Source organism: Streptomyces sp. BI87 (assembly GCF_025957665.1).
Taxonomy (GTDB): domain Bacteria; phylum Actinomycetota; class Actinomycetes; order Streptomycetales; family Streptomycetaceae; genus Streptomyces; species Streptomyces albidoflavus.
The window spans coordinates 5,959,751-5,984,496 of the sequence record NZ_CP110079.1; the positions used below are offsets into that span (position 1 = coordinate 5,959,751).

Below are 24,746 nucleotides of genomic sequence, written 5' to 3' on the forward strand. Positions count from 1 at the left end.
GAGCGGCGGCTTCCCCCGTCCCGCGCTCTAGGGGACCGATGACTGAGTATGGCCGGGGCCAAGGCTCCGATCCGTGGCAGGAGGACCCGCTCTCCTCGCCGGCCTACGGGCAGGCGGCACAGGGCGGGTACGGCGGCGGATGGAGCGGACAGCAGCCTGGCGGCTACCCGCCCCCGCAGCCCGGCTACGACGGGCAGCCGTACCAGCAGTACCCGCAGGACGGGGGCCAGCAGGGCTACCCGCAGCAGCAGTACCCGCAGCAGGGTCACCCGGGCCGGCAGTACGACCCGCACCAGCAGGGCCACCCCCAGCAGCAGGGACATCCGCAGCAGGGCCAGTACGGCGGCTCCGACGGCTACGGGCAGCAGTACCCCGGCCAGTGGGACACCGGGCAGGTCCCGCCGTACGACCCGGCGGCCGGCGACCCCTACCAGCAGCAGGCCCACGGCCACCCCGGCCACGACGGCTACGGCGACGGGCAGCACGACCCGTACCGCACCGAGGGCGCCTATCCGCCGCCCCGCCCGCCCGGCCGCCGCGAGGAGCAGCGGCCCGAGAGCGAGTGGGAGGAGCCGGGGGAGGAGACCCACCCCTTCTTCACCGGCGCCGACGAGGCCCCCGAGGCCGACGAGGGTCGTGGCGCCCGCCGTGGCCGGGGCCGCAAGGGCGAGCGGGACGACCGGGACCGCCCGGACGACCGGGACGGGTACGACGACTACGACGACGGCTACGAGGACGAACCGGAGCCCGGCGGCCGGCGCGGCGGACGCGGCGGCAAGCAGCGCGGCCGGGGCACCAAGGGCAAGAGCCGCAACGGCGTGGCCTGCCTGGTCGTCTCGCTGGTCCTGATCGGCGGCGGCGGCGCCGTCGCGTACTACGGCTACCAGTTCTACCAGGACCGTTTCGGCCCGGCCGAGGACTACGCGGGCGAGGGCTCGGGGCAGGTCGTCGTCGAGGTGCCGCAGGGCGCCGTCGGCTGGGACATCGCCAATCTGCTGAAGAAGCACGACGTCGTCAAGAGCGGCTCGGCCTTCGTCAACGCGCAGAACGCGCACCCCCAGGGCAAGTCCCTCCAGCCCGGCTTCTACACCCTGCGCAAGCAGATGTCCGGCAAGGCCGCCGTCGAGCTGATGCTCAGCCCCAAGAGCCGCAACACGCTGATCATCCCCGAGGGCCGCCGCAACGCCTGGGTCTACGAGCAGATCGACAAGCGGCTCGGCGTCAAGGCCGGCACCACCGAGGAAGTGGCGCTCAAGGAGTCCACGTCGCTCGGCCTGCCCAAGTGGGCCAACAACAACAAGGACATCAAGGACCCGCTGGAAGGCTTCCTCTTCCCCTCCAGCTACCCGCTGGCCAAGTCGATGGAGCCGGCCGACGTCCTCAAGAAGATGGTCGCGCAGGCGAAGCAGGAGTACGCCCGCTACGACCTGGAGGGCTCGGCCGAGAAGCTGGGCCTGAAGGACCCGCTCCAGGTGGTCACCGTCGCGAGCCTGGTCCAGGCCGAGGGCATGACCCACGACGACTTCCGGAAGATGGCCGCCGTCGTCTACAACCGGCTCCAGCCGGACAACACGGTGACCAACCAGAAGCTGGAGTTCGACTCCACGTACAACTACCTGAAGGGGGAGAGCGAGATCGACATCTCGATCGCGAAGATCCGCAACGACCCCGACCCCTACAACACCTACTACCACAAGCTCCTGCCGCCGGGACCGATCGGGAACCCGGGCTCCGACGCCATGAAGGCCGCCGTCGCCCCGGACACCGACGACTGGATGTTCTTCATCTCCATCGACGGCAAGACCACCCAGTTCACCAAGACCCTGGCCGACCACGAGGCCCTGGTGAAGGAGTTCAATGAAAGCCGCCGCAAGGACCAGTGAGGGACGGGGCCGCCGGGCCGCCGTCCTCGGCAAGCCCGTCGGCCACTCGCTCTCCCCGGCCCTGCACCGCGCCGCCTACGCCGAACTGGGCCTCGACGGCTGGACGTACGACCGGTACGAGACCGACGAGGACCAGCTCCCCGGCTTCGTCGCCGGGCTCGGCCCCGAGTGGGCCGGACTGTCGCTGACCATGCCGCTGAAGCGGGCGGCGCTCGCGCTCTGCGCGACGGTCACGCCGGTCGCCCGTTCGGTGGAGGCGGTCAACACGTTGGTCCGCGGCGCCGACGGCAGCTGGCACGGGGACAACACCGACGTGCCCGGGCTGGTCGCCGCCCTCGGCGAGCGGGGCGTCGAGAAGGCCCCCGAGGCCGCCGTCCTCGGCGCCGGCGCCACGGCCTCCTCCGCGCTGGCCGCCCTCGCCGCGATGGGGGCCGGCCAGGTCGAGGTGTACGTCCGCAGCGAGGCGCGCGCCGAAGAGATGCGTGAGTGGGGGCGGCGGCTCGGGGTCGAGGCGCTGGCCCTCCCCTGGGAGCGGGCCGCCGAGGCGCTGCGCCGCCCCCTGGTCATCGCCACCACCCCGGCCGGTGCAGCCGACGCGCTCGCCGCCGAGGTCCCTGAGGCGCCCGGCACCCTCTTCGACGTGCTCTACGAGCCGTGGCCGACCCCGCTCGCCGCCCGCTGGGCCGAGCGCGGCGGCACCGTCCTCGGCGGGCTCGACCTCCTGGTCCACCAGGCCGTGCTCCAGGTCGAGCAGATGACCGGGGTGGCGACCGCGCCCCTCGCGGCGATGCGCGCGGCGGGCACCTCCGCCATCGCCGCCCGCTGACCGCTGACTGGACGCGCCCCTTCCGGCGCGGCCGCCGCGGCACCGGCGTTCCACCCGTTGGACCGGCTGCCGCACCGGGCCGCCCGGCGTGGGAGGATCGGACGCGGCGGGCAGGGGACGCGCCCCCCGGCCGCGCCGCAGAGACCGGGCGCGAGCAGGAGGAGCACCGTTGAGCAGGCTGCGTTGGCTGACCGCGGGGGAGTCGCACGGACCCGCACTGGTGGCCACCCTGGAGGGACTTCCCGCCGGGGTGCCGATCACCACGGAGATGGTCGCCGACCATCTGGCCCGGCGGCGGCTCGGCTACGGTCGCGGCGCCCGGATGAAGTTCGAGCGTGACGAGGTCACCTTCCTCGGCGGGGTGCGCCACGGGCTGACCCTCGGTTCCCCGGTCGCCGTCATGGTGGGCAACACCGAGTGGCCCAAGTGGGAGCAGGTCATGGCGGCCGACCCGGTCGACCCCGAGGAACTGGCCGCCCTCGCCCGCAACGCGCCGCTGACCCGCCCGAGGCCCGGCCACGCCGACCTCGCCGGGATGCAGAAGTACGGCTTCGACGAGGCCCGCCCGATCCTGGAGCGCGCCTCCGCCCGCGAGACCGCCGCCCGGGTCGCGCTCGGCGCCGTCGCCCGCTCGTACCTGAAGGAGACGGCCGGGATCGAGATCGTCTCGCACGTCGTGGAGCTGGCCGCCGCCAAGGCGCCGTACGGCACCCTCCCGGTCCCGGGCGACGTGGAGCGGCTCGACGCCGACCCGGTGCGCTGCCTCGACCCGGAGGCGTCCGCCGCGATGGTCGCCGAGATCGACCAGGCCCACAAGGACGGCGACACCCTCGGCGGTGTGGTCGAGGTCGTCGCCCATGGCGTGCCGGTCGGGCTCGGCTCGCACGTCCACTGGGACCGGCGGCTCGACGCGCGGCTGGCCGGTGCCCTCATGGGCATCCAGGCGATCAAGGGCGTCGAGGTCGGCGACGGCTTCGACCTGGCCCGGGTGCCCGGTTCGCAGGCGCACGACGAGATCGTCGTCACCGACGAGGGCATCCGCCGCGCCTCGGGCCGCTCCGGCGGCACCGAGGGCGGCCTGACCACCGGCGAGGTGCTGCGGGTGCGCGCCGCCATGAAGCCCATCGCCACCGTGCCCCGCGCGCTCGGCACCGTCGACGTCGCCACCGGTGAGCCCGCCAAGGCCCACCACCAGCGCTCCGACGTCTGCGCCGTCCCGGCCGCCGGTATCGTCGCCGAGGCGATGGTCGCCCTCGTCCTCGCCGACGCCGTCGCGGAGAAGTTCGGCGGCGACAGCGTCGCCGAGACCCGCCGCAACGTCTCCGGCTACCTCGACCACCTCCCCGTCCGGTGAGCGCCGGCCCCTGCCTGGTCCTCGTCGGACCGATGGGCGTCGGCAAGTCCACTGTCGGCGCGCTGCTCGCCGAGCGGCTCGGCCACACCTACCGCGACACCGACGCCGACATCGTCGCCGCCGAGGGCCGCGAGATCGCCGAGATCTTCGTCGACGACGGCGAACCGCACTTCCGCGAGCTGGAGCGCCGCGCCGTCGCCGCCGCCGTCGGGAGCCACCCCGGTGTCCTGGCCCTGGGCGGCGGCGCCGTCCTCGACCCGGAGACCCGGGCGCTGCTCGCCGGCCTGCCGGTCGTCTACCTGTCGATGCAGGTCGACGAGGCGGTACGGCGCACCGGCCTGGCCACCGCCCGGCCGCTGCTCGCCGTCAACCCGCGCCGGCAGTGGCGCGAGCTGATGGAGGCCCGCCGCCACCTCTACACCGAGGTCGCCCGCGCCGAGGTCGCCACCGACCACCGCACCCCCGAAGAGGTCGCCGAAGCGGTCCTCGACGCACTGGAGTTGAAGCACGCATGACCCTGCGTATCCCGGTCGGCGCCACCGCAGGCACCGACCCGTACGAGGTACTGATCGGCCGCCAGCTCCTCGGTGAGCTGCCCGGCCTCATCGGCGAACAGGCCCGCCGGGTCGCCGTCATCCACCCCGAGGCACTGGCCGAGACCGGGGAGGCGCTCCGCGCCGACCTCGCCGACCAGGGGTACGAGGCCATCGCCGTCCAGGTGCCCAACGCCGAGGAGGCCAAGACCGCCGAGGTCGCCGCCTACTGCTGGAAGGCGCTCGGCCAGTCCGGCTTCACCCGCACCGACGTCATCGTCGGCGTCGGCGGCGGCGCCACCACCGACCTCGCCGGCTTCGTCGCCGCGAGCTGGCTGCGCGGGGTGCGCTGGGTCGCCGTCCCCACCACCGTGCTGGCCATGGTCGACGCGGCCGTCGGCGGCAAGACCGGCATCAACACCGCCGAGGGCAAGAACCTCGTCGGCGCCTTCCACCCGCCGGCCGGGGTCCTCTGCGACCTGGCCGCGCTGGAGTCGCTGCCGGTCCACGACTACGTCAGCGGCCTCGCCGAGATCATCAAGGCCGGCTTCATCGCCGACCCGGTCATCCTCGACCTCATCGAGGCCGACCCGGCCGCCGCCCGCACCCCCGCCGGGCCGCACACCGCCGAACTCATCGAGCGCTCCATCCGGGTCAAGGCCGAGGTGGTCTCCGAGGACCTCAAGGAGTCCGGCCGCCGCGAGATCCTCAACTACGGCCACACCCTGGGCCACGCCATCGAGAAGAACGAGCGGTACGAGTGGCGGCACGGCGCCGCCGTCGCCGTCGGCATGCTCTACGCCGCGGAGCTGGGCCGCCTCGCCGGACGGCTCGACGACGCCACCGCCGACCGGCACCGCACCGTCCTGGAGGCGGTCGGCCTGCCTCTGACCTACCGCTACGACCAGTGGCCCAAGCTGGTCGAGAACATGAAGGTCGACAAGAAGTCCCGCGGTGACACGCTGCGCTTCATCGTCCTGGACGGCCTGGCCCGCCCCACGGTCCTGGAGGGCCCCGACCCGGCCGTCATGCTGGGCGCCTACGGCGAGGTCGCGGACTGACCCCGGGGTGACCGGCGGCGCGGCGGAGCCTTCCGTCCGCCGCCGGGCACGCCGTGACCTGCCCGCTCGTTCACACAACACCCGGCGGGGACGGTACCGTTCGGTAGCGCACCGGCGGCCGGGGGCTTCCCCCAGGCGCCGCGCGCCCCACGCCAGTTGCCCAACGAGACGGAGTGGCACCGGATGCAGCACGCAGGGGGGCCTCCGCTGCCGCCTTACCACCAGCAGGCCGCGGCCAGTGCCGACTGGCCCCAGTCCACGCCGCCCGCCCAGCCCCCGCACCCCGCGCCGCCGCCCCAGCCGCCGCACCCCGCCCAGCCTCCGGGCTTCGTCGGGAACGTGCCCTCCGGCCGCACCCCGCACCCCGCCCAGGGCGGCCCGACCCTGCCCGTCCCCCCGGCCTCGGTCCCGCCGGAGGGCACCGGCCACGTGCAGCTGCCGCCCGGTGGCCCGGTGGCGATGCCGAGCCCCCCGCCCGGCGCCGGACAGGCCGACACCGGCAGCACCACCCTCGCGGTGCTGCTGATAGGCCCGGCCGGAGCGGGGAAGACCACCGTCGCCCGGCTCTGGGCCGAACAACGCCGCGTGCCCACCGCCCACATCAGCCTGGACGACGTCCGCGAATGGGTCCGCTCCGGCTTCGCCGACCCCCAGGCCGGGTGGAACGACCACTCCGAGGCCCAGTACCGCCTCGCCCGCCGCACCTGCGGCTTCTCCGCCCGCAACTTCCTCGCCAACGGCATCTCCTGCATCCTCGACGACGCCGTCTTCCCCGACCGGCCGGTGATCGGCCTCGGCGGCTGGAAGCGCCACGTCGGCCCCGGGCTGCTCCCCGTGGTCCTGCTCCCCGGGCTGGAGATCGTCCTGGAGCGCAACTCCCAGCGCCACGGCAACCGCCGCCTCTCCGACGAGGAGGTGGCCCGCATCCACGGCCGGATGGCCGGCTGGTACGGCTCCGGGCTGCCGATCATCGACAACTCGCACCTCGACGCCGCACAGACCGCCCGGGCCCTCGACGACGTCCTCGCCCGCGCCATCGCCAGCCCGCCCCAGTGGTGACCCGGCGGGGGTGCCCGGGCCCCGCACTGAGCACCCCGGTGCCCGGTCGGACGCGCTGAACCGGCCGGTGCGCCGAGCCGCTCGTAGGCTCGGAACATGTCCGAGGCCCCGCACGCGTACGACGTGTACCAAGCCCGCAGGCAGCGGCTGCGGGAGCGCTGCGCGGCGGCCGGAGACGCCGCCGCCGTGGTCTCCCGCCCGGCCAACATCCGCTACCTGACCGGCACCGCCCCCGAACGGGCCGCCCTGCTGCTCGGCGTCCACGATCCCGGCGCCGACGTGCTGCTCTGCGCCGTACCGCCCGGCGCGCGGCCCGAGGAGGGCAGGCCCGACGAGGCGCTCAGGCTCCAGCTCCTGGACGGCCCCGGCGCCGACCCGGCGGTCGCCGCCGCCACCCTCGCGCTGCGCCAGGACCGGCGCCCCGTCGCGGTCGAGGAGCACGACCTGACGGTGGCCCGGCACCGGGCGATGGCCTCCGCCGCCCCCGGTCTCTCGCTCACCGACCTGGGCGGCGCCGTCGAGCAGCTGCGGTACGTCAAGGACGAGGAGGAGATCTCCTGCCTGCGGATCGCCGCCGAGATCACCGACCAGGCACTCGGCGAACTCCTGGAGTCGATCCTGGTCGGCCGCACGGAGCGGCACCTCGCCCTGGAGCTGGAGCGCCGCCTCATCGACCACGGCGCCGACGGACCGGCCTTCGCCAGCTCGGTGGGGACCGGGCCCAACGCGGGCCTCGCCCGCCACCAGCCCACCGACCGCCGGGTCGAGGAGGGCGACTTCCTCACCGTCAGCCTCGGCGCCGTCTACCGCGGCTACCGCTGCGCGATCGGCCGGACCTTCGTCATCGGCACCACCCCGGCCGACTGGCAGGTGGAACTGTACGACCTGGTCTTCGCCGCCCAGCGGGCCGGCCGGGAGGCGCTCGCACCCGGTGCGGCCTGCCGCGACGTCGACCGGGCCGCCCGCCAGGTGCTCACCGGTGCGGGGTACACCGAGGGTCTCGCCCCCGTCACCGGGCACGGGGTCGGCCTGGAAAACGTGGAGGACCCGCAGATCGCCCCGGCGGCCATGGGTAAACTGGACGCTCGTGTGCCGGTCACCGTCGAACCGGGAGTCCACCTCCCGGGCCGGGGCGGAGTCCGGATCGACGACACGCTCGTCGTGCGCCCCGAGGCGGACGGCGGACCCGAGCTACTCACGATCACGACCAAGGAGCTGCTCGCGCTCTAGCCCCGGCCTGTGCGCGCACCCGAGGTCCCACCAGCTCCCCGCTGACCGCGAGGTCAGGGGGGAGACACCCATTCGTCCAGGAGATTCCGCAAACGTGGCTTCCACGAACGACCTCAAGAACGGCATGGTGCTCAAGCTCGACGGGGGCCAGCTCTGGTCCGTAGTCGAGTTCCAGCACGTCAAGCCCGGCAAGGGCCCTGCCTTCGTGCGCACCAAGCTGAAGAACGTGCTGTCCGGAAAGGTCGTCGACAAGACCTTCAACGCCGGCGTCAAGGTCGAGACGGCCACTGTCGACAAGCGCGACATGCAGTTCTCGTACATGGACGGCGACTACTTCGTCTTCATGGACATGGAGACGTACGACCAGCTGCACGTCGACCGCAAGGCCGTCGGTGACGCCGCCAACTTCCTCATCGAGGGCTTCGAGGCGACCGTCGCCCAGCACGAGGGCGAGGTGCTCTTCGTGGAGCTGCCGGCCGCCGTCGAGCTGGTCATCAAGGAGACCGAGCCGGGCGTCCAGGGCGACCGCTCCACCGGCGGCACCAAGCCGGCCATCCTGGAGACGGGCCACCAGATCAACGTCCCGCTCTTCATCACCACCGGTGAAAAGATCAAGGTCGACACCCGTACGAGCGACTACCTCGGCCGGGTGAACAGCTAGCCGTGGCTGCTCGCAATACGGCCCGCAAGCGCGCCTTCCAGATCCTCTTCGAGGCCGATCAGCGCTCCACCGACGTGCTGACCGTCCTCGCCGACTGGATTCGGCACGCCCGCTCCGACACCCGGCAGCCGCCGGTCAGCGAGTACACGATGGAACTCGTCGAGGGGTACGCCGAGCACGAGCGGCGCATCGACGAGCTCATCGCGCAGTACGCCGTCGACTGGACCCTCGACCGGATGCCCGTCGTCGACCGCAACATCCTGCGGCTCGGCGCCTACGAGCTGATCTGGGTCGACACCACCCCGGACGCGGTCGTGCTGGACGAGGCCGTCCAGCTGGCCAAGGAGTTCTCCACGGACGACTCCCCGGCCTTCGTCAACGGCCTGCTCGCCCGCTTCAAGGAGCTGAAGCCGGGTCTGCGCCGCGCCTGATCCACCCGCACACCGCGAGAGCCCGCAGCCGTCACGGCTGCGGGCTCTCGTCGTGCCGGGGCTCGCAGCCGGCCCCGGACGCGCCTGAGGGCGGCCCCGGAAAGCTCCGGGACCGCCCTCAGGCGTGGCGCTCGGCTGCCGTGGCGCGGGTCAGCTGTCCTCGTGGGCGACGGCGCGACGCGCGTCGGAGTCGAGGACGCCCCAGCTGATCAGCTGCTCGGTGAGGACCGAGGGCGACTGGTCGTAGATGACCGCGAGGGTGCGCAGGTCGTCCTGGCGGATGGAGAGGACCTTGCCGTTGTAGTCCCCGCGCTGCGACTGGATGGTGGCCGCGTACCGCTGGAGGGGGCCCGCCTTCTCCGGCGGGACGTTGGCCAGGCGCTCCAGCTGGAGGACGAGCTTCGGCGGGGGCTCGGCGGCGCCGCCGGGGGTCGTGCCCGGCAGCAGCTCCTGCACGGGGACGCCGTAGAAGTCCGCGAGCTCGGCGAGCCGCTGCACGGTGACGGCGCGGTCCCCGCGCTCGTACGAACCGACCACGACCGCCTTCCAGCGGCCCTGGGACTTCTCCTCGACGCCGTGGAGGGAAAGGCCCTGCTGCGTGCGGATGGCGCGGAGCTTGGCCCCGAGCTGTTTTGCGTATTCGCTGGACATGTGGCTCCCCGGACGAAGACTGGTAACTCACTGTGAGGTTACGCAGCGTTACTTGGCTGCGTCAAGCCGAACGGTGGTCCCGGGGCGGCCGCGGGCCGGTCCCGGGGCGCCCCGGCCCGTAGGAGGGCGGGTCCCCGGGGCCCCGCGGACCCGTCGGTGCCCGTTGGGCCGGGCGGGGGCCAGGGGGGTGACCAGGCATCTCCCGGTCGCTGGTACGGTGGACGACGCACATCCCGACGTCCTTTAAGAACCGTCCTGTGAGGCGGAGAAGGAGGTCCGTTCCCCGTGAACGCCACCACCCCGGAGAACACCGGGCCGCGCGAAGCCCGCCCCGTTCTCGAAGGCCCCGACATCGGCCGGGTCCTCACCCGCATCGCCCACGAGATCGTCGAACGCGCCAAGGGCGCCGACGACGTGGTCCTGCTCGGCATCCCCACCCGCGGCGTCCATCTCGCCGGGCGGCTGGCGGCCAAGCTCGCCGAGATCACCTCGCGCCCCGTCCCGGCCGGCTCGCTGGACATCACCATGTACCGCGACGACCTGCGGCTGAAGCCCGCGCGCGCCATCGGCCGCACCGAGATCCCCGCCGACGGGATCGACGGACGCCTCGTCGTCCTCGTCGACGACGTGCTCTTCTCCGGCCGCACCATCCGCGCCGCCCTCGACGCCCTCGGTGACATCGGCCGGCCCCGCGCCGTGCAGCTCGCCGTCCTCGTCGACCGCGGCCACCGCGAGCTGCCGATCCGCGCCGACTACGTCGGCAAGAACCTCCCCACGTCGCTGCGGGAGACGGTCAAGGTCCAGCTCTCCGAGGAGGACGGCCGCGACGCCGTGCTGCTCGGCGCCGGGCCCTCCGACCCCGCCCCGGCAGGCGGCAAGTAGCACCCCACCGCGGTCCCGTCGCCGTCCGCGCCCCGCGCGGGCCGGCCGCCGGACCAGGGTGTCCCCGCATGCCCGAAACCTCCCGAACGCACGGAGCCCACCGATGATGCGCCACCTCATCTCGGCCGCCGACCTCACCCGCGACGACGCCGTCCTCATCCTCGACACCGCCGAGGAGATGGCCCGGGTAGCCGACCGGCCGATCAAGAAACTGCCCACCCTGCGCGGCCGGACCGTCGTCAACCTCTTCTTCGAGGACTCGACGCGGACCCGGATCTCCTTCGAGGCCGCCGAGAAGCGCCTCTCCGCCGACGTCATCAACTTCACCGCCAAGGGGTCCTCGGTCTCCAAGGGCGAGTCGCTCAAGGACACCGCCCAGACCCTGGAGGCGATGGGCGTCGACGCCGTCGTCATCCGGCACGGCGCCTCCGGCGCGCCCTTCCGGCTCGCCACCTCCGGCTGGATCGACGCCGCCGTCATCAACGCCGGCGACGGCACCCACCAGCACCCCACTCAGGCCCTGCTGGACGCCTTCACGCTCCGCCGCCGCCTGGTCGGGCCCGACGCCGGCCTCGGCCAGGACCTGGCCGGCCGCCGGGTCACCATCGTCGGCGACATCCTGCACAGCCGCGTCGCCCGCTCCAACGTCGACCTGCTGCACACCCTCGGCGCCCACGTCACCCTCGTCGCCCCGCCCACCCTGGTGCCGGTCGGCGTCGAGAACTGGCCCTGCGAGGTCTCGTACAGCCTCGACCAGGTGCTCGACCGCTCCGACGCCGTGATGATGCTCCGGGTACAGCGCGAGCGGATGAACGCCGCGTACTTCCCGACCGAGCGCGAGTACGCCCGCCGGTACGGGCTCGACGGGGAGCGGATGGCGAAGATGCCCGCCCACGCCATCGTCATGCACCCCGGCCCGATGGTCCGCGGCATGGAGATCACCGCCGAGGTCGCCGACTCGCCGCGCTGCACCGTCGTCGAGCAGGTCACCAACGGCGTCTCCGTGCGGATGGCCGTCCTCTACCTGCTGCTGGGCGGGAACGAGCCCGCCGTCGCCCAGAACCGCCCCGCCCCCGCCTCCGAGGAGAACCACGCATCATGACCGCCCACACCAAGACGCTGATCCGCGGGGCGCGCCTGCTCGGCGGCGAACCGCAGGACGTCCTCATCGACGGGGAGACCGTGGCCGCCGTCGGCACCGGCCTCGACGCCGAGGGCGCCCAGGTGATCGAGGCCGAGGGCCTGGTCCTCCTCCCCGGCCTGGTCGACCTCCACACCCACCTGCGTGAGCCCGGCCGCGAGGACTCCGAGACCGTCCTCACCGGCACCCGCGCCGCCGCCGCCGGCGGCTACACCGCCGTGCACGCCATGGCCAACACCTTCCCCGTCGCCGACACCGCCGGCGTGGTCGAGCAGGTCTGGCGGCTCGGCAAGGAGTCCGGCTACTGCGACGTGCAGCCCATCGGCGCCGTCACCGTCGGCCTGGAGGGCAAGCACCTCGCCGAGCTGGGCGCCATGCACGACTCGGCGGCGAACGTCCGGGTCTTCTCCGACGACGGCAAGTGCGTCGACGACGCGGTGATCATGCGCCGCGCCCTGGAGTACGTGAAGGCGTTCGACGGCGTCGTCGCCCAGCACGCGCAGGAGCCCCGGCTCACCGAGGGCGCCCAGATGAACGAGGGCGTCGTCTCCGCCGAACTCGGTCTCGGCGGCTGGCCCGCCGTCGCCGAGGAGTCGATCATCGCCCGGGACGTGCTGCTCGCCGCGCACGTCGGCTCGCGCGTGCACATCTGCCACCTCTCCACCGCCGGCTCCGTGGAGATCGTCCGCTGGGCCAAGTCCAAGGGGTGGAACGTCACCGCCGAGGTCACCCCGCACCACCTGCTCCTCACCGACGAGCTGGTGCGCACCTACAACCCGGTCTACAAGGTCAACCCGCCGCTGCGCACCGAGGCCGACGTACGGGCGCTGCGCGCGGCCCTGGCCGACGGCACCATCGACTGCGTCGCCACCGACCACGCCCCGCACCCCCACGAGGACAAGGACTGCGAGTGGCCCGCCGCGGCCATGGGCATGGTCGGCCTGGAGACGGCGCTCTCCGTGGTCCAGCAGACGATGGTCGACACCGGGCTGCTCGACTGGGCCGGCGTCGCCGACCGGATGTCCTTCCGCCCGGCCGCCATCTCCGGCATCGCCGGGCAGGGCCGCCCGGTCGCCGAGGGGGAGCCCGCCAACCTCACGCTGGTCGATCCGGCTTACCGTGGAGACGTGGACCCCGCGGGCTTCGCCTCCCGCAGCCGCAACACCCCCTACGAGGGCCGTGAGCTGCCGGGACGCGTCACCCACACCTTCCTGCGGGGCCGGGCAACGGTAGTGGACGGGAAGCTGGCGTGACACCTGTACTGATGACTCTGGCCGCCGAGCAGAAGTCGGCGGAGGTGACGGACTGGGCCGCGCGCATCGGCTGGGTCGTCGGCCTCGCCCTCTTCGTCGCCCTCGTCTACTGGCTGATGCGCGAAGGCTGGAAGTGGCGCGGCACCCTCCAGTCCGGCCTGCCCGAGCTGCCCACCACCCCCGAGGGCCTCGCCCCGGCCACCCTCACCCTGACCGGGCGCTACCACGGCTCCACCACCGCGGGGCAGTGGCTGGACCGGATCGTCGCCCGGGGCCTGGGCACCCGCAGCCGCGCCGAGCTGACCCTCCACCCCGAGGGGCTCGACGTGGTCCGCCCCGGCGCCGCCGGCTTCTTCGTCCCCGCCGAGGCCATCCTCGGCGCCCGCCTCGACAAGGGCATCGCCGGCAAGGTCCTGCCCGAGGGCGGCCTGCTGGTCGTCACCTGGGCCCACGGGGACCGGGTGATCGACTCCGGCTTCCGCTCCGACCGGGCCGCCGAGCACCCCGCCTGGGTCAAGGCCCTCGGCACCCTGGAGGCCGAGGACGCCGCCGCCGCGTCCGCCGCCCCCCACCCGCACCACGACCGCACGACGGAAGGCACCGCACGATGACGACCTCCACCCGGGGAGCCGGCCAGGCTCCCGCCGTACTCGTCCTGGAGGACGGCCGCACCTTCCGCGGCCGCGCCTACGGGGCCGTGGGGGAGACCTTCGGTGAGGCGGTGTTCTCCACCGGCATGACCGGCTACCAGGAGACCCTGACCGACCCCTCCTACCACCGCCAGGTCGTCGTCATGACGGCCCCGCACGTCGGCAACACCGGCGTCAACGACGAGGACCCCGAGTCCCGCAAGATCTGGGTGTCGGGCTACGTCGTCCGCGACCCCGCCCGCCGCGCCTCCAACTGGCGCTCCCAGCGCTCCCTCGACGAGGAGCTGGAGCGGCAGGGCGTCGTCGGCATCTCCGGCGTCGACACCCGCGCCCTCACCCGCCACCTGCGCGAGCGCGGCGCCATGCGCGTCGGCATCTTCTCCGGCGAGCAGCTCGCCGACGAGGCAGCCCTCCTGGAGCGGGTCCGCCAGGCCCCCGAGATGAAGGGCGCCGACCTCTCCGCCGAGGTCGCCACCGAGCAGGCGTACGTGGTCCCGGCGATCGGCGAGAAGAAGTTCACCGTCGCCGCCGTCGACCTCGGCATCAAGGGGATGACCCCGCACCGGATGGCCGAGCGCGGCATCGAGGTGCACGTGCTGCCGGCCACCGCCACCGCCGAGGACATCTGGGCCGTCAAGCCCGACGGTGTCTTCTTCTCCAACGGCCCCGGCGACCCCGCCACCGCCGGCCACCCGGTCGCGCTGATGCGCGCCGTCCTGGAGCGCGGCACCCCGCTCTTCGGCATCTGCTTCGGCAACCAGATCCTCGGCCGCGCCCTCGGCTTCGGCACCTTCAAGCTGAAGTACGGCCACCGGGGCATCAACCAGCCCGTCCAGGACCGCTCCACCGGCAAGGTCGAGGTCACCGCGCACAACCACGGCTTCGCCGTCGACGCGCCCCTCGACAAGGTCTCCGAGACCCCCTACGGCCGCGCCGAGGTCTCCCACGTCTGCCTCAACGACAACGTGGTGGAGGGCCTGCGCCTGCTCGACCGGCCCGCCTTCTCCGTCCAGTACCACCCCGAAGCAGCGGCCGGCCCGCACGACGCCGCCTACCTCTTCGACCGTTTCGTCACCCTGATGGAGGGCCAGCGTGCCTAAGCGCTCCGATATCCAGTCCGTCCTGGTCATCGGCTCCGGCCCGATCGTCATCGGCCAGGCCGCCGAGTTCGACTACTCCGGCACCCAGGCCTGCCGCGTGCTCAAGGCCGAGGGCCTGCGCGTCATCCTGGTCAACTCCAACCCGGCGACGATCATGACCGACCCGGAGATCGCCGACGCCACCTACGTCGAGCCGATCACCCCCGAGTACGTCGAGAAGATCATCGCCAAGGAGCGCCCCGACGCCCTCCTGCCCACCCTCGGCGGCCAGACCGCGCTCAACACCGCGATCTCCCTGCACGGCGCCGGCATCCTCGACAAGTACGGCGTCGAGCTGATCGGCGCCAACGTCGAGGCGATCAACAAGGGGGAGGACCGCGACCTCTTCAAGGGCGTCGTCGAGGCCGTCCGCGAGAAGATCGGCCACGGCGAGTCCGCCCGCTCGGTCATCTGCCACTCCATGGACGACGTCCTGGCCGGCGTCGAGGAGCTGGGCGGTTACCCGGTCGTCGTCCGCCCCTCCTTCACCATGGGCGGCGCCGGCTCCGGCTTCGCCCACGACGAGGAGGAGCTGCGCCGTATCGCCGGCCAGGGCCTGACCCTCTCGCCCACCACCGAGGTGCTCCTCGAAGAATCGATCCTGGGGTGGAAGGAGTACGAGCTGGAGCTGATGCGCGACCGCAACGACAACGTCGTGGTCGTCTGCTCCATCGAGAACTTCGACCCGATGGGCGTGCACACCGGCGACTCCATCACCGTCGCCCCCGCCATGACCCTCACCGACCGCGAGTACCAGCGGCTGCGGGACATCGGCATCGCGATCATCCGCGAGGTCGGCGTCGACACCGGCGGCTGCAACATCCAGTTCGCGGTCAACCCCGCGGACGGCCGGATCATCGTCATCGAGATGAACCCGCGCGTCTCCCGCTCCTCGGCGCTCGCCTCCAAGGCGACCGGCTTCCCGATCGCCAAGATCGCCGCCAAGCTCGCCGTCGGCTACACCCTCGACGAGATTCCCAACGACATCACCGAGCAGACCCCGGCCTCCTTCGAACCGACGCTCGACTACGTCGTGGTCAAGGCCCCCCGCTTCGCCTTCGAGAAGTTCCCCTCCGCCGACTCCACCCTCACCACCACCATGAAGTCGGTGGGCGAGGCCATGGCGATCGGCCGGAACTTCACCGAGGCGCTCCAGAAGGCGCTCCGCTCGCTGGAGAAGAAGGGCAGCCAGTTCGCCTTCACCGGCCCGACCGGCGACAAGGACGCGCTGCTGCGCGAGGCGGTCCGCCCCACCGACGGCCGCATCAACACCGTCATGGAGGCGATCCGGGCCGGTGCCACCCAGGAGGAGGTCTTCGCCGCGACGAAGATCGACCCCTGGTTCACCGACCAGCTCTTCCTGATCAAGGAGACCGCCGACGAACTGGCCGGGGCCCGCGAGCTCACCCCCGAGCTGCTCGCCCACGCCAAGCGTCACGGCTTCTCCGACAGCCAGATCGCCGCCCTGCGCGGCCTGCGCGAGGACGTCGTCCGCGAGGTCCGGCACGCCCTCGGCGTCCGCCCGGTCTACAAGACGGTCGACACCTGCGCCGCCGAGTTCGCCGCGAGGACCCCGTACTTCTACTCCTCCTACGACGAGGAGAGCGAGGTCGCCCCGCGAGAGAAGCCCGCGGTGATCATCCTGGGCTCCGGCCCGAACCGCATCGGCCAGGGCATCGAGTTCGACTACTCCTGCGTCCACGCCTCCTTCGCGCTCTCCGACGCCGGGTACGAGACCGTCATGGTCAACTGCAACCCGGAGACCGTCTCCACCGACTACGACACCTCCGACCGGCTCTACTTCGAGCCGCTCACCCTGGAGGACGTCCTGGAGATCGTCCACGCGGAGGAGCAGGCCGGCCCCGTCGCGGGCGTCATCGTCCAGCTCGGCGGCCAGACCCCGCTCGGTCTCGCCCAGGCCCTCAAGGACAACGGCGTGCCCGTCGTCGGCACCCCGCCGGAGGCGATCCACGCCGCCGAGGACCGCGGCGCCTTCGGCCGGGTCCTCGCCGAGGCCGGGCTGCCCGCCCCCAAGCACGGCACCGCCACCACCTTCGACGAGGCCAAGGCGATCGCCGACGAGATCGGCTACCCCGTCCTGGTCCGCCCGAGCTACGTCCTCGGCGGCCGCGGCATGGAGATCGTCTACGACGAGGCCCGGCTCTCCGCGTACATCGAGGAGTCCACCGAGATCAGCCCCTCGCGGCCGGTCCTGGTCGACCGCTTCCTCGACGACGCCATCGAGATCGACGTCGACGCCCTCTACGACGGCACCGAGCTGTACCTCGGCGGCGTCATGGAGCACATCGAGGAGGCCGGCATCCACTCCGGCGACTCGGCGTGCGCCCTGCCCCCGATCACCCTCGGCGGCTACGACATCAAGCGGCTGCGCGCCTCCACCGAGGCCATCGCCCGGGGCGTCGGGGTGCGCGGACTGATCAACATCCAGTTCGCCCTCTCCGGGGACATCCTCTACGTCCTGGAGGCCAACCCGCGCGCCTCGCGGACCGTGCCCTTCACCTCGAAGGCCACGGCGGTGCCGCTGGCCAAGGCCGCGGCCCGCATCTCGCTCGGCGCCACCGTCGCCGAGCTGCGCGCCGAGGGGCTGCTCCCGGCCGCCGGCGACGGCGGCACCCTGCCGGCCGACGCGCCGATCTCCGTCAAGGAGGCCGTCATGCCGTGGAGCCGCTTCCGCGACATCCACGGCCGCGGCGTGGACACCGTCCTCGGCCCGGAGATGCGCTCCACCGGCGAGGTCATGGGCATCGACGCGGTCTTCGGCACCGCCTACGCCAAGTCCCAGGCCGGCGCGTACGGCCCGCTGCCCACCAAGGGCCGCGCCTTCATCTCGGTCGCCAACCGGGACAAGCGGTCGATGATCTTCCCCGCCCGGGAACTGGTCGCCCACGGCTTCGAACTGCTCGCCACCTCCGGCACCGCCGAGGTGCTCGGCCGCAACGGCATCAAGGCCACCGTGGTCCGCAAGCAGTCCGAGGGCGAGGGCCCGAACGGCGAGAAGACCATCGTCCAGCTGATCCACGACGGCGAGGTCGACCTCATCGTCAACACCCCGTACGGCACCGGCGGCCGCCTCGACGGGTACGACATCCGCACCGCGGCGGTCGCCCGGGCGGTGCCCTGCCTGACCACGGTCCAGGCGCTGGCCGCCGCCGTCCAGGGCATCGACGCCCTGCACCACGGCGACGTCGGCGTCCGTTCCCTCCAGGAACACGCCGAGCGGCTCACCGCCGCCCGCTGACCGCCCCGAGGGGGACACCGGAAACGGTGTCCCCCTCTTCATGAGGCCCCCGCCCCGCCCCCGACGAGGACGTCCCGCATGTACCCGCTCTTCTTCCGCCTGTTCTTCCGGCGCCTGGACGCCGAACGCGCCCACCACCTCGCCTTCCGCTGGATCAGGCTCGCCGCCCGCGTCCCGGTGGTGCGGACGTTCGTCGCCGCGTACTTCGCCCCCCGCCACAAGGAGCTGCGGACCGAGGCGCTCGGCCTGCGCATGCACGGCCCCTTCGGCCTCGCCGCCGGCTTCGACAAGAACGCGGTCGGCATCGACGGCATGGCCATGCTCGGCTTCGACCACGTCGAGATCGGCACCGTCACCGGCCAGGCCCAGCCCGGCAACCCGCCGAAGCGCCTCTTCCGCCTGGTCGGGGACCGCGCGCTGATCAACCGCATGGGCTTCAACAACGAGGGCTCCGCCGCCGTCGCCGCCCGCCTCACCGGGCGCCGTCCCGTCTTCCGTACCACTGTCGGCGTCAACATCGGCAAGACCAAGGCCGTCCCCGAGGCCGAGGCCGTCGCCGACTACGTCACCTCCACCGAGCGGCTCGCCGCCCACGCCGACTACCTCGTCGTCAACGTCTCCTCGCCCAACACCCCGGGGCTGCGCGACCTCCAGGCCGTCGGCCACCTGCGCCCGCTGCTCACCGCCGTCCGCGAGGCCGCCGACCGCTCGGTCCCCGGCCGCCGCGTCCCGCTGCTGGTCAAGATCGCCCCCGACCTCGCCGACGAGGACATCGACGCCGTCGCCGACCTCGCCGTCGAACTCGGCCTGGACGGCATCATCGCCACCAACACCACCATCGCCCGCGAGGGCCTCGGCCTCACCGCCGACCCGGCCCTGGTCGCCGAGACCGGCGGCCTCTCCGGCGCCCCCCTGAAGGCCCGCTCCCTGGAGGTCCTGCGCCGCCTGTACGCCCGCGTCGGCGACCGCCTCACCCTGGTCGGCGTCGGCGGCGTGGAGACGGCCGAGGACGCCTGGCGGCGCATCCTCGCCGGGGCCACCCTGGTCCAGGGCTACAGCGCCTTCATCTACACCGGCCCCGGCTACGCCCGCGCCGTCCACCGGGGCCTGGCCCGGCTCCTCGCCGACAGCCCCTACCCCACCCTCGCCGAGGCCGTCGGCGCCGACACCCGGAAGGACGCCGCCGCATGACGACGACCCCGCCCGCCGCCCCCGTCCCCTTCGGCGCCCGGCTGCGCCGCGCCATGGACACGTACGGGCCGCTCTGCGTCGGCATCGACCCGCACCCCTCGCTCCTCGCCGACTGGGGGCTCGGGGACGACGTCGCGGGGCTGACCGCGTTCACCCGGGCGAGTGTCGACGCGCTCGCCGGGCACGTCGCCTCGGTGAAGCCGCAGAGCGCCTTCTTCGAGCGGTTCGGCTCGCGGGGGCTGGCCGTCCTCGAAGGCGCCGTCGCCGAGCTGCGGGACGCCGGGACCCTGGTGATCATGGACGCCAAGCGCGGCGACATCGGCTCCACCATGACCGCCTACGCCCAGACCTACCTGAGCCCCGGCGCCCCCCTCTTCAGCGACGCCCTCACCGTCTCGCCCTACCTCGGCTACGGCTCGCTCGCCCCGGCCGTGGAACTGGCCCGCGAGAGCGGCAGCGGCCTCTTCGTGCTCGCCCTCACCTCCAACCCGGAGGGCGCCGAGGTCCAGCACGCGGTGCGCCCCGACGGCCGTACCGTCGGCGCCACGATGCTGGCCCGCCTCGCCCGCGACAACGAGGGCGCCGCCCCGATGGGCTCCTTCGGCGCGGTGGTCGGCGCGACCCTGGGCGACCTCTCCTCGTACGACCTGGAGATCGGCGGGCCGCTGCTGGCCCCGGGCATCGGGGCGCAGGGGGCGACGGCGGCCGATCTCCCGAAGGTCTTCGGGCCCGCCGCCCACCTCGTGGTGCCCAACGTCAGCCGTGGCGTCCTGCGCCACGGGCCCGACGTCGCCGCGCTGCGCGGTGCCGCCGAGCGGTTCGCCGACGAGATCCGGGCCGCGGTGGCGTGAGCCGCGTGCGTCCGGGCGTCCGGATGGGGCGGCAGGGCTGCCCCGTCCCGGCCCCGGAACTGCAATGTTCAACCAAAATCTCCGTGGTGAAGGGCCCTCGCGGCGGTTCCGCATCCTTGTGGAGGAGGCGCGTCGGCGCCCTGTTGACGCGTTGTCGACGCGACACGGCGCCCTTCACCCCGAAAATCTCGGCCCTTATGTCGTGAATGTCGCATACCTGGGACCGCTTGACGATCCTGACCAGGACTTTTCGACTGTTCTCGCTGACTCGGGACGCCATGGCCGCTAGTCTCCACCGAGAGCGACGGAGCAAGCGCGTTGCTCCGTTCAGCCCCGGTGGGGGACCGATCGGTCCTGCGCCGGATTCGTATCCGACAGTTCGACATCCGAGGTGACGTAGGCGTGGCTCTTCCGCCCCTTACCCCTGAACAGCGCGCAGCCGCGCTCGAAAAGGCCGCCGCGGCTCGCCGGGAGCGGGCCGAGGTCAAGAATCGACTCAAGCACTCCGGCGCCTCGCTGCACGAGGTCATCAAGCAGGGCCAGGAGAACGACGTCATCGGCAAGATGAAGGTCTCCGCCCTCCTCGAATCGCTCCCGGGCGTGGGCAAGGTCCGGGCCAAGCAGATCATGGAGCGGCTCGGCATCTCCGAGAGCCGCCGCGTGCGGGGTCTCGGCTCCAACCAGATCGCCTCCCTGGAGCGGGAGTTCGGGGGCTCCCCGGCCTGACGCGAGCCTGCTTTCCGGTCCGGGCCGGGAAGCTGGAATAATCGCCCCATGGCAGCAACACCCCGGGGGACCTCCCCCGTACCCCCGGACGCACGTCCGCGACTGACCGTGCTCTCCGGCCCCTCCGGGGTCGGCAAGAGCACGGTCGTCGCTCATATGCGCAAGGAGCACCCCGAGGTCTGGCTCTCGGTCTCCGCCACCACGCGCAAGCCCCGGCCCGGCGAGAAGCACGGAGTCCAGTACTTCTTCGTCTCCGACGAGGAGTTCGACAAGCTGATCGCCAACGGCGAGCTGCTCGAATGGGCCGAGTTCGCCGGCAACCGCTACGGCACGCCCCGGCGCGCCGTGCAGGACCGCCTGGAGGCCGGTGAGCCGGTCCTGCTGGAGATCGACCTCCAGGGCGCCCGGCAGGTCAAGGAGTCGATGGCCGACGCGCAGCTGGTCTTCCTCGCCCCGCCGAGCTGGGAGGAGCTGGTCCGCCGCCTCACCGGGCGCGGCACCGAGTCGGCCGAGGTGATCGAGCGCCGTCTGGCGGCCGCCAGGATCGAACTGGCCGCCGAGGCGGAGTTCGACACCACTCTGGTCAACACCTCCGTCGAGGCGGTGGCAGTCGAGCTGCTAGCCTTGATGGAGATTCTCTGATCCATCGTGTGATTCATTGTGATCCCCTGCCCCACCGTCGGTGAGGCCCCTAATCCCGGCACCCGCCCCGCGGGCCGCGCCGGAGACCGGACCGCGACGGCGGGCAGTCCCCCAGAAGTTTCTTCGGAAGGCTAGAGAGTGTCCTCTCCCATCACCACGCCCGAGGGCATCATCAACCCGCCGATCGACGAGCTGCTTGAGGCCACGGACTCCAAGTACAGCCTCGTGATCTACGCGGCCAAGCGCGCCCGTCAGATCAACGCCTACTACTCGCAGCTCGGCGAGGGCCTGCTGGAGTACGTCGGTCCGCTGGTGGACACCCACGTGCACGAGAAGCCCCTGTCGATCGCGCTCCGCGAGATCAACGCCGGCCTGCTGACCTCCGAGGCCGTCGAGGGCCCCGTCCAGTAACACCTGGTCGGCAGCGTCTCCGCACACGCACACCGGGCCCGGCAGCACTGCTGCCGGGCCCGTGGTGTGTCATAGGGTGCCAGGCGGCCCCCGCACCGGGGCCCGGGCCCCGGAGCCCCTGACAAGGCGCCCGGAGCCGAGACACGACAGGCGAGGAGACGTGGTGGCGGACGACGTGGCGGCAGCGGACGGGACGCAGGGCGGCGGACGGGACGGACTCAGGGTCGTCCTCGGGGTCACCGGCGGCATCGCGGCCTACAAGGCGTGCGAACTGCTGCGCAGGTTCACCGAGGCCGGCCACACGGTCCGGGTGGTGCCCACCGCCTCCGCGCTCCACTTCGTCGGCGCCCCGACCTGGTCGGCCCTCTCCGGGCAGCCCGTCTCCACCGAGGTCTGGGACGACGTGCACGAGGTCCCGCACGTCCGCATCGGCCAGCAGGCCGACCTCGTCGTCGTCGCCCCGGCCACCGCCGACGTCCTCGCCAAGGCCGCCCACGGCCTCGCCGACGACCTGCTCACCAACACCCTGCTGACCGCCCGCTGTCCGGTGGTCTTCGCCCCCGCGATGCACACCGAGATGTGGGAGCACCCCGCCACCCGGGAGAACGTCGCCACCCTGCGCCGCCGCGGCGCCGTCGTGATCGAACCGGCCGTGGGCCGCCTCACCGGCGCCGACAGCGGCAAGGGCCGGCTGCCCGACCCCGGCGAGATCTACGAGCTCTGTCTGCGGGTCGGCGAGCGCGGCACCGCCGACCGCGACCTGGCCGGACGCCACGTCGTCGTCAGCGCCGGCGGCACCCGCGAGCCGCTCGACCCGGTCCGCTTCCTCGGCAACCGCTCCTCCGGCAAGCAGGGGTACGCCCTGGCCCGTACCGCCGCCGCCCGCGGCGCCCGGGTGACGCTGCTCTCGGCCAATGCCGCCCTGCCCGACCCGGCCGGGGTCGACGTCGTCCACGTCACCACCGCGATGGAGCTGCGTGACGCCGTCCGGCAGGCCGCGGGCACGGCCGACGCCGTGGTGATGGCCGCGGCCGTGGCGGACTTCCGGCCCGCCGCCTACGCCACCGGGAAGATCAAGAAGCAGGAGGGCAAGGAGCCCGAGCCGGTCGCGCTGGTCCGCAACCCGGACATCCTGGCCGAGCTGGCCGCCGACCGGGCCCGGCCGGGGCAGCTGATCGTCGGCTTCGCCGCCGAGACCGACGACGTCCTCGCCAACGGCCGGGCCAAGCTCCGCCGCAAGGGGTGCGACCTGCTGGTGGTCAACGAGGTCGGCGAGAACAAGACCTTCGGGGCCGAGGAGAGCGAGGCCGTGGTCCTCGCCGCGGACGGCAGCGAGACCCCCGTCCCGTACGGCCGTAAGGAGAACCTCGCCGACACGGTGTGGGACCTGGTGGCCAACCGGCTGGGATGAGTGCCAAGATCCCCCCTACCGGGACTCCCGACCCCGGCGAAAGACGTATGAAAGATCACCCACCAGGGCGGAATTGCGTACGTGTCAAGGCCGTGCCGCTGGTCACAGAGCTCCCAAGAGGCGAGACAACTGGTCCGGCGGCACGATGTGACCGATAAACTGCCGACGGACGGTGCCGGGCGCAGCTCCCGGACGGTCCGGCCATGATCAGCCAGCAGCCGCTGCAACCACAGGGAGCGATGTGTCCCGCCGTCTCTTCACCTCGGAGTCCGTGACCGAGGGTCACCCCGACAAGATCGCTGACCAGATCAGCGACACGATCCTCGACGCGCTGCTGCGGGAGGACCCCTCCTCCCGCGTCGCCGTGGAGACGTTGATCACCACCGGCCTCGTGCACGTCGCCGGTGAGGTCACGACCAAGGCCTACGCGCCGATCGCGCAGCTCGTGCGCGAGAAGATCCTGGAGATCGGCTACGACTCCTCCAAGAAGGGCTTCGACGGCGCCTCCTGCGGAGTCTCCGTCTCCATCGGCTCCCAGTCGCCGGACATCGCACAGGGCGTCGACACGGCGTACGAGCAGCGGGTCGGAGGTGCCGCCGAAGGTGAGGAAGGGGACGAGCTGGACCGGCAGGGCGCGGGCGACCAGGGGCTGATGTTCGGCTACGCCTGCGACGAGACGCCCGAGCTCATGCCGCTCCCGATCCACCTGGCGCACCGGCTCTCGCGCCGCCTCTCCGAGGTCCGCAAGAACGGCACCATCCCCTACCTGCGCCCGGACGGGAAGACCCAGGTCACCATCGAGTACGACGGTGACAAGGCCGCCCGCCTCGACACGGTCGTCGTCTCCTCGCAGCACGCCTCCGACATCGACCTCGACTCGCTGCTGGCACCCGACATCCGCGAGTTCGTCGTGGAGCCGGAGCTGAAGGCGCTCCTGGACGACGGCATCAAGCTCGACACCGAGGGCTACCGCCTGCTGGTCAACCCGACCGGCCGCTTCGAGATCGGCGGCCCGATGGGCGACGCCGGCCTCACCGGCCGCAAGATCATCATCGACACCTACGGCGGCATGGCCCGCCACGGCGGCGGTGCCTTCTCCGGCAAGGACCCGTCCAAGGTCGACCGCTCGGCCGCCTACGCCATGCGCTGGGTCGCCAAGAACGTCGTCGCCGCCGGACTGGCCTCGCGCTGCGAGGTCCAGGTCGCCTACGCCATCGGCAAGGCCGAGCCCGTCGGCCTCTTCGTCGAGACCTTCGGCACCGCCACCGTCGACCCCGAGAAGATCGAGAGCGCCATCAGCGAGGTCTTCGACCTCCGTCCGGCCGCGATCATCCGCGACCTCGACCTCCTCCGCCCCATCTACGCCAAGACGGCCGCCTACGGCCACTTCGGCCGCGCCCTCCCCGAGTTCACCTGGGAGCAGCCGACCCGCGTCGAGGCCCTGCGCAAGGCCGCGGGGGTCTGACCCGCACGGAGCGACGCGAGTGACGTGGCTGAGGCC

The 24,746-nt window shown here is 72.7% G+C and carries 23 protein-coding genes; 22 read left to right on the plus strand and 1 reads right to left on the minus strand.

The annotated features are described in order from the left end of the window. Nucleotides 1-38: 38 nt before the first annotated feature. The 9 genes from mltG (at nt 39) to nusB (ending at nt 9,038) form a co-directional block, all read left to right on the plus strand. A complete protein-coding gene (mltG, locus tag OIM89_RS26655; protein ID WP_226965031.1) occupies nt 39-1,883 on the plus strand; it encodes an endolytic transglycosylase MltG in 1,845 nt (614 codons plus the stop codon). Continuing rightward, nucleotides 1,858-2,709, plus strand: coding sequence for a shikimate dehydrogenase (locus tag OIM89_RS26660; protein WP_264491671.1), 852 nt, complete (start codon nt 1,858-1,860; stop codon nt 2,707-2,709). Before mltG ends, OIM89_RS26660 begins: the two co-directional genes overlap by 26 nt. 169 nt (nt 2,710-2,878) lie before the next feature. Next, nucleotides 2,879-4,063 (plus strand): chorismate synthase, encoded by a 1,185-nt coding sequence (gene aroC / locus OIM89_RS26665; protein ID WP_047469670.1) that lies wholly within the window; start codon nt 2,879-2,881, stop codon nt 4,061-4,063. Beyond that, nucleotides 4,060-4,578 (plus strand): shikimate kinase, encoded by a 519-nt coding sequence (locus OIM89_RS26670; RefSeq protein WP_047469674.1) that lies wholly within the window; start codon nt 4,060-4,062, stop codon nt 4,576-4,578. The genes aroC and OIM89_RS26670 overlap by 4 nt, the downstream gene beginning before the upstream one ends. Then, nucleotides 4,575-5,657: a 3-dehydroquinate synthase gene (gene aroB / locus OIM89_RS26675; protein ID WP_030695440.1), complete on the plus strand. Its 1,083-nt coding sequence runs from the start codon at nt 4,575-4,577 to the stop codon at nt 5,655-5,657. The genes OIM89_RS26670 and aroB overlap by 4 nt, the downstream gene beginning before the upstream one ends. A gap of 183 nt (nt 5,658-5,840) precedes the next feature. Continuing rightward, a complete protein-coding gene (locus OIM89_RS26680; RefSeq protein ID WP_030695439.1) occupies nt 5,841-6,716 on the plus strand; it encodes a Pro-rich N-terminal domain-containing protein in 876 nt (291 codons plus the stop codon). A 96-nt stretch (nt 6,717-6,812) separates the two neighbouring features. After that, entirely contained in the window at nt 6,813-7,946 is a 1,134-nt protein-coding gene (locus tag OIM89_RS26685) for an aminopeptidase P family protein (protein ID WP_030695438.1), read from the plus strand. Between the two features lie 94 nt (nt 7,947-8,040). Beyond that, nucleotides 8,041-8,607, plus strand: coding sequence for an elongation factor P (gene efp, locus OIM89_RS26690; RefSeq protein ID WP_030695437.1), 567 nt, complete (start codon nt 8,041-8,043; stop codon nt 8,605-8,607). Between the two features lie 2 nt (nt 8,608-8,609). Further along, nucleotides 8,610-9,038 carry a transcription antitermination factor NusB gene (nusB, locus tag OIM89_RS26695; RefSeq protein WP_003947033.1) on the plus strand — a complete coding sequence of 143 codons (429 nt, stop codon included), beginning with the start codon at nt 8,610-8,612 and terminating at the stop codon, nt 9,036-9,038. A gap of 150 nt (nt 9,039-9,188) precedes the next feature. On the opposite strand, the gene bldD is transcribed toward nusB, so the two are convergent. Beyond that, the gene (gene bldD / locus OIM89_RS26700; RefSeq protein WP_003947032.1) at nt 9,189-9,689 is read right to left on the minus strand and encodes a transcriptional regulator BldD; all 501 of its coding nucleotides are present in this window, start codon (nt 9,687-9,689) and stop codon (nt 9,189-9,191) included. Between the two features lie 285 nt (nt 9,690-9,974). On the opposite strand from bldD, the gene pyrR reads away from it, so the two are divergent. The 13 genes from pyrR (at nt 9,975) to metK (ending at nt 24,710) form a co-directional block, all read left to right on the plus strand. After that, a complete protein-coding gene (gene pyrR, locus OIM89_RS26705) occupies nt 9,975-10,571 on the plus strand; it encodes a bifunctional pyr operon transcriptional regulator/uracil phosphoribosyltransferase PyrR (RefSeq protein ID WP_030695436.1) in 597 nt (198 codons plus the stop codon). A 103-nt stretch (nt 10,572-10,674) separates the two neighbouring features. Beyond that, nucleotides 10,675-11,673, plus strand: a complete 999-nt coding sequence (locus OIM89_RS26710; protein WP_030695435.1) for an aspartate carbamoyltransferase catalytic subunit — start codon at nt 10,675-10,677, stop codon at nt 11,671-11,673. Next, a complete protein-coding gene (locus OIM89_RS26715; RefSeq protein ID WP_030695434.1) occupies nt 11,670-12,965 on the plus strand; it encodes a dihydroorotase in 1,296 nt (431 codons plus the stop codon). The genes OIM89_RS26710 and OIM89_RS26715 overlap by 4 nt, the downstream gene beginning before the upstream one ends. An 11-nt stretch (nt 12,966-12,976) precedes the next feature. Further along, nucleotides 12,977-13,576, plus strand: coding sequence for a hypothetical protein (locus OIM89_RS26720; RefSeq protein WP_047469679.1), 600 nt, complete (start codon nt 12,977-12,979; stop codon nt 13,574-13,576). Continuing rightward, nucleotides 13,573-14,715 carry a glutamine-hydrolyzing carbamoyl-phosphate synthase small subunit gene (gene carA / locus OIM89_RS26725; RefSeq protein ID WP_047469682.1) on the plus strand — a complete coding sequence of 381 codons (1,143 nt, stop codon included), beginning with the start codon at nt 13,573-13,575 and terminating at the stop codon, nt 14,713-14,715. Before OIM89_RS26720 ends, carA begins: the two co-directional genes overlap by 4 nt. Next, nucleotides 14,708-18,013, plus strand: a complete 3,306-nt coding sequence (carB, locus tag OIM89_RS26730; protein WP_030695431.1) for a carbamoyl-phosphate synthase large subunit — start codon at nt 14,708-14,710, stop codon at nt 18,011-18,013. Before carA ends, carB begins: the two co-directional genes overlap by 8 nt. A gap of 78 nt (nt 18,014-18,091) precedes the next feature. Further along, entirely contained in the window at nt 18,092-19,204 is a 1,113-nt protein-coding gene (locus OIM89_RS26735) for a quinone-dependent dihydroorotate dehydrogenase (protein WP_264491672.1), read from the plus strand. Continuing rightward, on the plus strand, nt 19,201-20,055 hold the full coding sequence (gene pyrF / locus OIM89_RS26740) for an orotidine-5'-phosphate decarboxylase (protein ID WP_030695429.1): 855 nt from the start codon (nt 19,201-19,203) through the stop codon (nt 20,053-20,055). Before OIM89_RS26735 ends, pyrF begins: the two co-directional genes overlap by 4 nt. Nucleotides 20,056-20,457: 402 nt before the next feature. Next, nucleotides 20,458-20,781 (plus strand): integration host factor, encoded by a 324-nt coding sequence (locus OIM89_RS26745; protein ID WP_003970367.1) that lies wholly within the window; start codon nt 20,458-20,460, stop codon nt 20,779-20,781. A gap of 48 nt (nt 20,782-20,829) precedes the next feature. After that, nucleotides 20,830-21,423, plus strand: a complete 594-nt coding sequence (gmk, locus tag OIM89_RS26750; protein ID WP_030695428.1) for a guanylate kinase — start codon at nt 20,830-20,832, stop codon at nt 21,421-21,423. A gap of 138 nt (nt 21,424-21,561) precedes the next feature. After that, nucleotides 21,562-21,834: a DNA-directed RNA polymerase subunit omega gene (gene rpoZ / locus OIM89_RS26755; protein WP_003947021.1), complete on the plus strand. Its 273-nt coding sequence runs from the start codon at nt 21,562-21,564 to the stop codon at nt 21,832-21,834. A 163-nt stretch (nt 21,835-21,997) separates the two neighbouring features. After that, complete coding sequence (gene coaBC, locus OIM89_RS26760; RefSeq protein WP_030695427.1) at nt 21,998-23,245, plus strand: bifunctional phosphopantothenoylcysteine decarboxylase/phosphopantothenate--cysteine ligase CoaBC; 1,248 nt, start codon at nt 21,998-22,000, stop codon at nt 23,243-23,245. 241 nt (nt 23,246-23,486) lie between these two features. Then, the gene (metK, locus tag OIM89_RS26765; RefSeq protein WP_047469693.1) at nt 23,487-24,710 is read left to right on the plus strand and encodes a methionine adenosyltransferase; all 1,224 of its coding nucleotides are present in this window, start codon (nt 23,487-23,489) and stop codon (nt 24,708-24,710) included. The last annotated feature ends 36 nt before the right edge of the window (nt 24,711-24,746 follow it).